Origin of the sequence: Exiguobacterium sp. s161 (genome assembly GCF_018619045.1) — a bacterium.
Lineage (GTDB): Bacteria > Bacillota > Bacilli > Exiguobacteriales > Exiguobacteriaceae > Exiguobacterium_A > Exiguobacterium_A indicum.
On record NZ_JACSNH010000001.1, the window covers coordinates 1,139,007 to 1,151,736 of the forward strand.

A 12,730-nucleotide genomic window follows, 5' to 3' on the forward strand; every position below is an offset into this window, starting at 1 on the left:
GGGTCAGGAGTCGAGAGAGACATAGGTCGGCTCATAAGTCGTCCATTCGATATCAGGCGCTTGATGACGTGCAAGCTTCGCTAATTGGCTACCGAGATAGGGTCCGATCGTCAAACCAGATGCACCAAGTCCGTTCGCTAGGAACACGTTCGGATGATTTTGAAGCGGTCCGATCACCGGAAGGGAGTTTTTCGTATACGGGCGTAAGCCGATACGCAGTTCATCAATCGTTGTTTCTTCGAGACGCGGTAAGACAGGTAAAGCCCGATTCAATAAGGCATACATCCCCTTAACGGTTGGTTTCAAGTCGTAGTCGGTCTGTTTTTCGTGTGTTGAACCGACGATCAGTTTCCCTTCGTGGATGGAGACGAGATATAATCCGCGTTGTCCCATGACGACGGGCCAAGTCGTTGATGTAGAATCCGTCAAATCGAGTTGCAGGATCTGTCCCTTCTCCGGATGCAAATCGATTTTAAGCTCAAGTGGACGGAGTAGGTCATTTAACCAAACACCCGCCGTTAAAATGAACTGTTCTGCCGAGTACTGTTCATTTTCCATGGTTATACCAGTGACGACTCCTTTGTCTACGACAAGAGTAGCATCTCCTTCTAGGACGGTCGCACCGTGTTCGACAGCACCACGAATCAATGAGGCACACAAGGCACGTCCGTCAACGCGGGCACCACCGGAAACGAATAAGGCATCCTCGATCTGTTCGACGAGTGGAAAGAGCGTTTTGACACGATCTTGGTCCAGTCGCTCGATACGTTCGATGGCAGGCGCTTCCGGAAAACGGTTTTGCGCAATCGTCTCCATCTTTTCGATTTTTGATGTTTCGTGTAAGGCGATCGTGCCAACTTGCTGATAACCCGTACTCGTCTCACCGAGTGCTTCCAGTTCAGGAATCAATGTCTTATAAAAATGAGCCCCGTTATTCGCTAATTTGTACCATGCCTTATTTCGCCGCTGTGTCATCCATGGACAGATGATGCCGGCTGCCGCATGAGAGGCTCGACCGGGTTCCTTCCGATCGACGAGTAAGACGCGTTCACCAGCCTTCGATAAATGATAGGCAGTCGAGGCACCGAGAATTCCGGCGCCAATGATGATATGGGTGTACATGAAAGATTCAACTCGATTCTGTTCAATTGGAATATCTTTTATTGTAGCAGTAGAAGATCCGGACGACTAGCAAGAGCGGGTTTCCAATCTGTAGCACATCGAATGATGGGAAATGATGGGGAAAGTGAACCATTTAGCGCGTCATGACGTATACTAAATATACAGTTTCTAAAAACTGTGAATTAGACGATTAGAAACAGCTGAATTCGGAAACATACCCTTATAGGCATCATGTCCTGTCATCATCGACTTTGAAACGGTCCATCATGAAGGAGGGGAAGGCAATGAATATGAGTCAAGCCATCGTACGCAGACGCTACACGGATCATACTTTATTTTATTCCGCCATCCTAATCTGGAAATTGCTATTCTTCCTGCCGTTGCTCATGTTCGTCAACAGCGGCACGGACCATGTGTTTCAAATGTATTTCGTACCGTACCTCACGGTCATCTTCCTATTTCGTGTGATGACCTACTTTGCGACCTATAAAGCATCTTTCATGGAGATGACGGAAATGGGTCTCTCGTTATCCTTGCTGATCGCAGATGTATATTTGATTGCGTTGTTCGATATTCCACTTCCGTTTGCTTTAATTATCCTTGCGCTTGCCTTACTCCACTTCAGTGCGGCATTCAGTCGTTTTCGTTGGTTCCGCCGTCGTCTTTGGTTGAATCGGCATCTTGAGATCCTCAATTATTTGACGGATCACGGTGAAGTACCCATTAAAATCGCCGTCATGGCAGAAGATGAAATGCTTGTGACGACGAAGAGTGGAAAAGAGTTTACGTATCGTCAGGTTTATTGGAGCGGATTTTATATTGAACATGGTTGATTGCTATATGAAACGGATTTCTCTTCGGGGAAATCTTTTGAGACTGAAGACAAGTGCAATTGTTCTCTAACGAGAAGGATTGCGCTTTTTTTGTTCGTCTCGCATCGTTTTCCTGGGACAAGCATCACGCAGCTTCGCTTCGCTGCAAGGGTCGCTCTTGCTTGTTTTTCCTTAAGAAACAATCTCGAGTGAACAAAATGCTTCTCGGATCCTTCTTCCGGATATAAAAAAATGACGCATTACACGCCACTCCTACAGGAAAAAGCACGATTTTGCGCTGTCAGAGACAAACAAGACAGGTTTTCCTGCTCGAATGAAGCGGGAAAACTGGCTTGTGTCTCGCCTGAGGAAAGGGCGTGAAAGGGTGCGTCATTTTTTGAGTCAGTCCATTTGTCTACAAGTCAACAATCTGAAAGGATTTCTCTTCGGAGAAATCCTTTTTTTGTTGCATTTGAAAAAATGTAGTACGCTTACATAGGAAAAGGGGGAGAAAAAGTTGATTCGTTGTATACTGATTGATGCGAATGACACAATCATTTTGACTGATGATGTAAGTCGGATACAGGAATCGGGCATCACACGTTATTTCGTTGATTTCGATCAACCGACAGATGCAGAAAAGCAAAAATTGATTGAAGTCTTTGATTTTCATCCGCTAGCGATTGAAGATTGTTTCCATTACTTACAACGTCCGAAGCTTGAATATTATACAGAACATAGCTTTTTTGTCCTTCATGCGCTCGATGAAGGAACGTTGACAAGTCGCGAAATCAATTTGTTCGCAAGCGACCGGCATCTCGTCAGCTACCATGAGCAATCTTCGCCAGAAATTGATATCGTGTTTGAACAGTGTAGCCGACGCCTCGACAAACAAGAAACGGTCGACCTCGTCCATAAAATCATGGACAAGATCGTCGATGGTTATTTTCCGATCGTTCATGCGACGGAAGATGAATTGTTTGCGCTTGAGGAACGCTACCGGACGCGTGGAAACGATCGTCGGTTGATGGAGGAGATTTTCGAACTACGCGCGCGGTTACTTCGAATCTCACGGACGGTCATGCCGATGCGGGACTTATTGTACCGTGTCGTCGAATCGAAGCGGTTATCGATTCATCCGAAGAAACAGGCATTCTTTCGCGATCTATACGATCACTTACTGAAATTATCGGAAATGATCGAATACAATCGATTGATGACGTCTGAGTTTCGGGATAATTTCATCTCTCTCAACTCGTACCGGATGAATAGTATCATGAAGACATTGACGATCTTCACGACGATTTTCATGCCGTTGACGTTCATCGCAGGTATATATGGCATGAACTTCGAACACATGCCAGAACTGACGACCCGGTATGGTTATTTCGTAACGTTAGGGGCAATGGGACTTCTCGCTTTAGGAATGATTCTGTTCTTCAAAAAAAATCGCTGGTTTGATGAATAAGGGGGGGATGTAAGTGGATATTCGACAATTGCTCTTTTTTACGACGATCGTCGAGCAAGGCTATAATTTAACGCGTGCTTCGAAGCACTTGTCGATCTCGCAACCGGCGCTTAGTCAGATGATCCGCGACTTCGAACAGCTGGAGCAAGTAGAACTGTTCATTCGAAAGCACGGACGGTTGACAGGATTATCGGAAACGGGACGTCAATTGTATGAGGATGCGAAGATCGTTCTGACACGTCATCAAGCATTGATGGGTCATCTGCGTGAACGTTCGAACGTCGTCCGAGGAAAGGTCCGTCTCGGCATCCCACCCGTCATATTACCAGTTTTATTTTCGCAATTGATTCCGAAGTTCATGGCGGAACATCCAGGCATCGAACTCGAAATCATCGAAGAGGGAGCGTTTGAACTCAAGCGTCGACTGTTACTTGAAGAACTCGACTTGGCCATATTGATTGAACCGGGCGAATCCTATGGTATCGAACGTTTTCGATTGATCGAAGATGAGGTCGTCGTCGCCGTGCGTCCGAATCACCCGTTTCAAGCCAAAGAAGCGTTATCGTATCGTGATATCGGAAATGAACCACTTGTCATCTTGAACGATCGATTCATGTTACATCATCAAATACTATCGGAGTTTCGTAAAGTGCAGCAAGAGCCGAATATCTTCTTCATGTCAGGAGCATGGGACTTGTTGATTGGGATGGTCCAAGAACTTGACGTCATCTCAATCCTACCGGAGCCGATACTACGGTTTCATCATGCGGATGACATTAAAATCATCCCGTTCGACCCACCGATGTTATGGGATGTCTCGTTGAACCGACTCGTCGGGACGGAATTACGTCCTGTTGTCCGGCACGTCCACCAATACATCGTTCACTATTTTCAGTCGTATTGGCCAACGCCTGCGCGATGAGGAAAAAAGACCGGAACGCATCGCGCTCCGGTCTTTTGTGTTGAACGATTGTATTTTATGAAGTGACGTGTTGCGTCAGACTGCGAATCTGCTTTGCTACTTGTTTATAAGGAGTCAGCGTCTCTTGTGCCTGTAACGTCGCGCGTTCACTCTCAAGTTGCTCGAGTGTTTGACGTAACAGGTGCTTTGAAACGGCGGTCAAAGAAACATCCAGATGTGCCGTCGCGACTGCCAGCAAGCGTTCTTCTTGAGTGGCAGTGTACGCGAGTGCTTCTTGTTTGGTTAATGTCGCCAGCTCTTCCTTCAACTGCTCCTTCTCATTTTTCTCGAAGAAGGCTTTCGCATTCCGGAAATGACGTTTGACGCCGATATAAGGCGTTGCATCTTCGAAGGGCCCGTCGAACGTCATTTCGTTTAATCGAGAGACCGTAACAGGCGCGAGCTGGAAGGATTCGTTCCATTGCTCTAGCAACTGTTGCTCCTCTTGTTGACGCCGGATCATGGCCGCTTCGAGCCATTGGTCGACACGGAAATGCGTAACCCGGAGCTCTTGTTCAAAATCGAACCGAAGGAACGTCAACAGTTCCGTTAACGCATCCTGTAATGCCACTCCTTTGCCAGTTTGAGCAAAACGAACAGGGTTATAGGCTTCCTTGAAAAAGTCAGGGAAACGGTAATAAATGCGTTGTACGACATGGTGCAACAGCTCATGGATCTCTGCTTTGAGTGCAGGTTCGATCACAGCGGCGCGATTGTCTTCGAAACGATCCGTGACCTGCTGTTCTAGAGTAGACAGCTCAGCCAACCGTTCTTCTTTTCGCAACAGATTCGCTTCAGTCGCAGCGATAAATCGTTCGAGTCGCTGGACGGTCTTTTCCGTCTGCTCAGACAACGAGACTTTGGCAAGACCGGTCAAGTCCTCTGCAAGGAAGTGATGGAATGCCTCCTCGAATTCGGGTAGACCGGAAGTTGAATCCGATCGCTCTTGTTGCTTTTCGGTGAGTCCTTGTAAGCTCGAGACTCCATAGAGTCGGGGCGACCGAATCCCGAAGCGTTGCAATTCCGTCGCGACATAGTTCAAGACATCTTGACGTTCGCTATCTGAAGCAGCGAGATCAATCGCATTGACGAGGAAGAACATCTTATCGAGTTCGAAGGCGTCTTTGACACGACCGAGTTGAATCAAGAATTCACGGTCAGCGCGGGCGAAGGCATGATTGAAGTACGTGACGAACAAGATCGCATCCGCGTTCTTGATGTAATCAAAAGCGACATCAGTATGACGGGCATTGATTGAATCTGCTCCTGGCGTATCGACGAGCGTCACGCCGAGACGTGTTAACGGACTATCGTAATAGAAATCGATGACATCTACGAAACAGCTTCGTTCTTCCTGCGCGACATACAGTTTAAATGCGTCTTGATCGACCGTCTGAGCGGTACCGATGAAGGATTGAACGGCAGGGAATCCTTTCAAGAAAGCACGCAAGAACGGGTCCGTCAGTGACGCGGCACGTGATAAGAGCGTATCGTATGCCTGTTTCGTTGACTCGAATGTCATCGTTCCGACCATCGCTTCATTTAAGTCCTCCAGCATCGCTGCTTCCGACTTGAACGTGACTTCTGCCACGCCGTGCGGGTGTGCAGCGTCAACAGGGTGAATCCGGTTGATCGATGCGGTCGTCGGATTCGGAGAGACCGGGAGGACCTTGTCTCCGAGTAAGGCATTGCAAAACGACGATTTCCCAGCACTGAAGGCACCGAATAAGGCAATCGTGAACGATTGATGTGTCAGTCGGTCCAATTTGTCATTCAAATAAGCGACGGCATCTTCAAAACCTTGAAGACCATTTAGATGCTGACGGATTTGAGCGACGTCTTCCGGTGCATAACGGACGGCTTGTTGCTCACTGATCGTCGTCGCAACTTCAAACGCAGTAGTTTCTGTCACCGATTCATACCCGGTAAAGGAAACGATCGCCGCTTCTTGCTGAATCAATTGCTCCTCCCAAACTGAGACTTGCGTCCGAGCCCGTTCGAGTTGTTGGTCAGATGGATTGGCAACGCCATGCTCATATCGCTCGAGTGCTACGGTAGCCTGTTGCCATGCTTGAACGCTATTCCATTTATGCTGTAGTGACGTCTGTTGTTGCAATAGTTCAGCTTGTTCTTTCGGGAAAGTTGCCGTCAACTCTTGACGAACAAGCTCACGCCACGCGTTCGTTTCCTTGACGAACCACGCTTGTGTCTGTTCGGCGACACGATTCGTGAACTGGAGCACTGATTCACCTGTGATCGTAATACCGGTTGGCAAGGCACTTTCGAGTACGGAAAGCGGTGGGTCGAGTGATAGCTGATCGATTGCGACGATATGCGTATCCTGCAGGAGACCAAGGTCACGTAATGATTGTTTCATCAAGTTACGTAAATGAAGCGAAATTTCGGAAGCGGTCACTGTCTGATAGGCACGGAGCACGTCTTGTGCGATCTCTGCTTGAGCCGCTTCCGTTTTTTTCGCGCTACGGAATAATCCAACCTTGAAATCACGCTGACGTGACTCGAGGAAGCGGCGCATCTTCTCGCGTAACTCAAATGGCATCAATGTCGCATTTTTCAAGAGTTGATCCCGATGAAGCGAAAACGTCTGTACCCAGCGGTCCGGTTGGCGTGCTTCTAATTGTTGCGAGACACGCGTTAATTCGGTTTCGATTTTCGCCGGATCCCGTCGTTCAGCGTCATTCAATTGCTCAGCCATCGTCTCGTGTGTTTCTGAGACGAGACGTGTGAGATAACGTGTATGCTCCTGGTGAAGACTTTCGAGTGTCAAAGCGGCAGAAGTCAACAACTTCGGTTGAGCGTCCCGAATGCTTTGTTTGACGAGCTGTTCGACTTCCGTGAAATCGTTATGCGGATGGGCTGGGTCCCGTAGGCTCGTAAAGAAGATTCCTTTCGGCACGACACCGTGTTCAGCGAAGGACGCATGAACCGAGCGGCGGAAGGCGTCGAATGATAGTTCATCGTTACGATGTTTATCGATTTGATTGACGATTAAATATAATTCCGGTACGGCAGCTTGTAATTCATCCGTCACCATGAAGTTCAATTCGGATTGAACATGATTGTAGTCCATGACGTAAAACAAGATGTCAGCCAAGTGAAGGGCAGACTCCGTTGATACACGGTGGGCATCATCGACCGAGTCGACGCCTGGCGTATCCATTAAGACGAGACCAGGCGGAAGCTCGGACGCGGCATGCGTCAAATCGATTTGTCGGACATCACCACTTTTCCCAAGCGATTGAAGATGCTCCTCTTGCTCTGTTGCTGTCAGACGAACAGACGGCTGTTCATGAAAGTGAACGATTGCTGAATCCATCTCACCTTGCTGAAGTGTTACGATGTTTGCACTCGTCGGAATCGGACTCGTCGGTAAGACCGATTCACCCGTCAAGGCGTTGATCATGCTCGACTTTCCAGCCGAGAAATGACCAGCAAACGCAATCGTGAACTCTCGTTTTAATAGTTTGCTAGCAAATTTATCTAGTTTATCTAAACGGAGTTGATCCGTTGAAGGTTGAATCAATGTGGCGAGTGAAGCCGTCGCCTCGAGTTGGTTCGATAATCGTTCCTCAAATGAGCGCATGCAATGAAACCCCTTTCTTTCAGTCATCGTCCAGTGTATCACGATTTTTTCCGTTTCGTCATCCTTCTGCAAACGTCAAAAAACAATCCGCTCAGTAAGAGGCGGATTGTTTTGATTGGCATTAAGACGACGGAACGATTTCGTCCGCGCGTGTCGATTCTTGTTCCGTCGAATGAATCCGGCGCAACAAGTGTAATTTGAAGAGATACATGACGAGCAGGTGAACATTCGCCTGTGTTGCCTTGTAGAGTATCCACGGTAGCGCAGGGACGAATTCATGGATGGCGATGATACATTCCTGCGTACCGGGAATTTGCCGGAATTCAATCCGACCACGGCTGTCTTGCTCGACTTTTGCGAACAATCCGCCGGTAATCCGGTATGTCGCCATGTGTCGATCGTGAACCGGTTCCTTCGTCAATTCAAGCAGCGGTTGTTCGTAAAACGGAATGTGGATTCCAACGACTTGATCTTTCACGGTTGACGATAGGAAAGGGCGGGCAAATGATGACAACCAGTTCATATAATCGTCAGCTGCCCAGTCGGCATCGCGATCCTTTGGCAAAAGAACACGTTGGACTGAACGGACGTCAAGGACGTCTGGTGTCGAAGACGACGAGGAAGAAGATCCTTTTTGTTCCTCCTCCTCTTTTAACGCATCTCGGACTGATTGTTCGAATGTGATTTTGCCGTCACTGATGCCGGGAACCATTTTTTCTGGATCCGCAACCATCTCATGGACCATGCTTTCAACGAGTGGATAGACGGTTTCTTTTGGTTCTCCGGACACGAGTGTCACCCAAAGGCGGGATAATTTAACGGTCAATATAGGAATATCGATCGTCGGTTGTCGTTTACCCATGATGTCGGCTGTTTTAAGGATCATCTCTTTATAGGTCATCGCTTCCGGACCACCGATATCGATGGCCCGGTCTTTGACATCATCGCGATCGACACTTTCACCAAGAGCATGAATGACGTCGGGTAAGGCGACAGGATGTGTCTTGTTACGTGTCCATCGTGGGAGTGCCATGACGGGTAAGCGTTTGACGAGTTTCGATAAGATTGGGAACGATGAACCTTTCGGACCAACGATTAACGCAGCACGGATCGTCGTCACCGGTGTTCCGTACGCACCGAGAACGCGTTCGACTTCAAGTCGACTCTTTAAGTGACGCGATAGATTTTCTGTTTCCTCGGGGATGATACCACTTAAGTAGATGATTTGCCGGATGCCGTTTTCTTTTGCGGCACGGGCGAAGTTATCGGCTAACAATAAGTCCATATTCTCAAACGATCCTTGTGTCAATTTAGCAGATGGCATCATCGAATGGACGAGGTAGACAGCGATGTCTGCTCCTTTCATACCAGCGATCGTATCGTCTAGAGAAAAGAGGTCGCACGATCGCCATTCGACACGTTCCTCATTGTCCTTGTCGTCACCATTTCGTGAAAGGGCGATGACGTCATATTTTTTCTTTAGTTCGTTCAGTAAATTGTGACCAATGTATCCGGTGGCTCCGGCTAAAGCTAGGCGCGTTGGCATGGATGTAAACTCCTCTCTTATATCTGTTGTAATGTACCCCCAATCGAGTCGGTTCAATCGCAAGAGGATATGCTGAGACGATTCAGTTGAATGGAATAGGGAATAGTAACATATGGAAAAGAACCAACAGGAAGTATGAAAACAAAGGGGGCTTCAACCATGCAGACGATACAATTCATGCAAGAGGGACATGAACGACGATTCGATCTGTTGTGGAGACGATTAAAGCCGAAACAACGAGAAGATGCAGCGATGGTCTCGATGCTGTACCTTGCGACAGGACAGCCACAAGTGCTCGAACGGTTCTCGGATTACTTCTTTCCGGATAGTGGTGAGTTTTTTGATCGTGAATTTCTGGCTGAACCCTATCCGAGTCCAGCGTTAGAAGCAATCATCCACTTGATCGTCCAATTGTATGATGGACGAACGACGATCACGATCATCGAGCTGATTGAACGATTGGATGAGCAACAGATGTCGCTCGTACTCGAAGCGATTAAATTACGGGCATACGGATGTCAGATGCTACAAAAAGGTGCGAAATCGTAATGCCACTCGTATGAATCCGATTGATGAAGAAACTCCTCTTCATCAATCGGATTTTTTGTGAGGGAAGAAAAGTTGTAAGTTCAAGAATCGGTAAGAAGATGTTCGTGAATCAGAGTTCATTAAAATAAATCGCCATGAAAATAAAAGCTAAGTTTATTCACGAAGAACTAATTGAGATGGGCGGCGACTGGAAATAAGATGAAAGTATCAGTAAAAGGTGGTCTAACTATGGAAGGAGTGACATCATGCAGCTCAAAGAATCGATCTACTTTCACTCACCGATTTTCATCCAAAACTTGTTGACGACTTTACAAGGACGTCGCCTGTTCCATGAACGATACGGTCCCGCCTATCAGCAACGTTTACAAGAACTGAAACAGAAGTTAGGACGACCGCATGACGTTCGAGCAGAACAATTGCATCGATTAAACGACTTCCTTTCTTTTTGCCAAACACATAGTCCATACTATCAGGAATTGTTTTCTACCATTGCACTAGAGCTCCCGCTAAAATCGATTGACGAACTAAAACAGATTCCCCCTTTGACGAAAGAAATCTTACGCCAACAAAATGAGGACGTCCATGCGCACGTCCATGCCCCGATTCTCGGAAAAACGGGCGGTACGACCGGTAAATCGATTCAAGTGCATTATACAAAGGAAGACATGCAAATCCGGATGGCACATCTTGACTTCTTCAAGTGGACCCATGGAGTCGATCAAGGGATGCGCCGTGCAAGTTTTACCGGTCAAACGCTTGCTTCCCCGCAACAAAAGGCACCGGTTTATTGGCGGACGAATAAAGTCATCAATCAGATGTTGTTCTCGATCAAAAACATCAATCCGAAAACCGCCGCTGCATACATCGAACAACTGAATCGGTTTCAGCCGGAATCGATTGATGGGTTGCCTTCAGGAATGATCGAAGTCGCGCGATATGCTAAAAAATATGGGATGACCTGTACGTTTCGACCGAAAGCGATTTTCCCGACGGCAGAGATGATGACGGCAGAAGAACGAACGCTCGTCGAAGACGTCTTCCATGCACCGATCTATGATCAGTATGCGTCGTCAGAAGGGGCGCCGATCGTCGCCGAATGTCCGTATGGGAAAAAACATCTACATTATGAGATGGGAATCATTGAACGTGATGAGGACGGTGAAATCCTTGTGACGAGCTTCGATACGCATGGTACACCACTTGTCCGTTACCGTGTCGGCGATCGGATGACGCTCAGTCAGGAAACGTGCCCTTGTGGTCATCAAGGTCCGATCATCGCTTCGATCGACGGACGGGGTAGAAGCTTCATTCAACTCAGAAACGGACACCGTGTCTTTGAAGGCGAACTTGCGGGAATCGTTCGAGCGTTCCCGAACTGTATCGAACGCGTACAATACATTCAAGAGACGCGGGACGAGGTTGTTTTATTATATGTTCCGGATGAACGATGTTTCGAGAAAGAACATGAGAAGAAGCTCTTTTTCGTTCTGGACCGACTGTTTGACGGACAATTGAATGTCGTCATGCGCGCGGTACCGGAAATTCCGAAAGAAATCAGTGGAAAAACGTTACTGATTAAACAACAGTATGCATGACACAAAAAAAAGCGAGATCATCGATGATCTCGCTTTTTCGTGTGTCCTGAAACTGTCAGTCGCGTGGCCGCACCGGAATCCAGATGGCAGATTGATAATCGGCGGCAGACGGGTCGCCTGCCGAATAAACTTCGAGTTCAGCGTGAGGGAGAGGATCATATTCATGCGATGGGAGCCACTCTTGATAGATACGCTGCCACATCTCTTGAATGGCATGCGGCATTGGACCAACGACCGGAAACGTCGCCCAAAGACTCGCCGGAATCGTCATCGTTTCCTGATCGGGAAGGATTTCTGTTGTCGTCGTCGCGATCCAATAATCCATCGATGTTTCGGTGAAATTGGAGCAGACACCAATCACACCTTCAATCTGACCGTCATTTTGTTTGAACAAAGTAGCATCTTGACCAGAATGATTTACATCATTCCAAAACAACGGAATCAGCTGTTTTTGGGCACCATCTTGCGTCGAGAAATGTTTTCGCCATCCTGAAATCTGTAAAGCCGGTCGTTCGATGAGTTGGTAATCCATTTGCTCCAGTCCCTTCAAGGTCACCTGAATGCTCAGGCGGTTATAGGCGTGAATCGGACGTCGCTCGTTTCGCATCAACGTCGGCGAACAACCATGCTGACGTTTGAAAGCTTTTGTGAAAGCTTCCGGCGTCTCGTAACCAAAACGTAAGGCGAGATCGATGATTTTTTCGTCCGTCTGTGTCAATTGTTGCGCTGCGAGCGTCAGACGTCGTCCTCGGATGTATTCCGGTAACGTCATCATCGCAAGTAACGAAAACGCCCGTTGTAAAGGATAAGCCTGCATCTGAGCGACTTTTGTCATAACGTTGAGATCGAGCGAGTCTTCTAAATGATCTTCGATATAGTCAATGACGCGTTGAATCGATTCGAGCCACATCTTGTCACCTCCTTGTTTTCAGTATAGTAGAGCGATGATCGTCGGACCTGTCCAAGGTGATAGCAATTTGTCAGGAGGCATGTTCCCTTATTTTTGTCATATTCCTGTCAGGTACATAGGCTATCGTAGAGACATCGAAACCGTTACTTCCCTTGCGAAAGGA

General features: G+C 47.6%; 9 protein-coding genes. 5 read left to right on the forward strand and 4 right to left on the reverse strand.

What is annotated here, in order from left to right:
• Positions 1-3 precede the first annotated feature (3 nt).
• Complete coding sequence (locus KNQ14_RS05585; RefSeq protein WP_035397025.1) at positions 4-1,122, reverse strand: NAD(P)/FAD-dependent oxidoreductase; 1,119 nt, start codon at positions 1,120-1,122, stop codon at positions 4-6.
• 284 nt (positions 1,123-1,406) lie between these two features.
• Between KNQ14_RS05585 and KNQ14_RS05590 the strand changes: the two genes are divergently transcribed.
• From KNQ14_RS05590 to KNQ14_RS05600, 3 genes are all read left to right on the forward strand, one after another.
• Positions 1,407-1,955 (forward strand): hypothetical protein, encoded by a 549-nt coding sequence (locus tag KNQ14_RS05590; protein WP_023468520.1) that lies wholly within the window; start codon positions 1,407-1,409, stop codon positions 1,953-1,955.
• 496 nt (positions 1,956-2,451) lie between these two features.
• Complete coding sequence (gene corA / locus KNQ14_RS05595; protein ID WP_214859917.1) at positions 2,452-3,402, forward strand: magnesium/cobalt transporter CorA; 951 nt, start codon at positions 2,452-2,454, stop codon at positions 3,400-3,402.
• Between the two features lie 13 nt (positions 3,403-3,415).
• On the forward strand, positions 3,416-4,324 hold the full coding sequence (locus KNQ14_RS05600; RefSeq protein WP_023468518.1) for a LysR family transcriptional regulator: 909 nt from the start codon (positions 3,416-3,418) through the stop codon (positions 4,322-4,324).
• 55 nt (positions 4,325-4,379) lie between these two features.
• Here KNQ14_RS05600 and KNQ14_RS05605 read toward each other — a convergent pair whose 3' ends face one another.
• Positions 4,380-7,967: a dynamin family protein gene (locus tag KNQ14_RS05605; RefSeq protein ID WP_214859925.1), complete on the reverse strand. Its 3,588-nt coding sequence runs from the start codon at positions 7,965-7,967 to the stop codon at positions 4,380-4,382.
• 121 nt (positions 7,968-8,088) lie between these two features.
• Positions 8,089-9,513, reverse strand: coding sequence for an NAD(P)H-binding protein (locus KNQ14_RS05610; RefSeq protein ID WP_214859927.1), 1,425 nt, complete (start codon positions 9,511-9,513; stop codon positions 8,089-8,091).
• Between the two features lie 159 nt (positions 9,514-9,672).
• Between KNQ14_RS05610 and KNQ14_RS05615 the strand changes: the two genes are divergently transcribed.
• Positions 9,673-10,062: a hypothetical protein gene (locus KNQ14_RS05615; RefSeq protein WP_214859929.1), complete on the forward strand. Its 390-nt coding sequence runs from the start codon at positions 9,673-9,675 to the stop codon at positions 10,060-10,062.
• Between the two features lie 245 nt (positions 10,063-10,307).
• Entirely contained in the window at positions 10,308-11,657 is a 1,350-nt protein-coding gene (locus tag KNQ14_RS05620; RefSeq protein WP_214859931.1) for a phenylacetate--CoA ligase family protein, read from the forward strand.
• A gap of 55 nt (positions 11,658-11,712) precedes the next feature.
• On the opposite strand, the gene KNQ14_RS05625 is transcribed toward KNQ14_RS05620, so the two are convergent.
• Positions 11,713-12,567, reverse strand: a complete 855-nt coding sequence (locus tag KNQ14_RS05625; protein WP_214859933.1) for an AraC family transcriptional regulator — start codon at positions 12,565-12,567, stop codon at positions 11,713-11,715.
• Between the last annotated feature and the right edge of the window lie 163 nt (positions 12,568-12,730).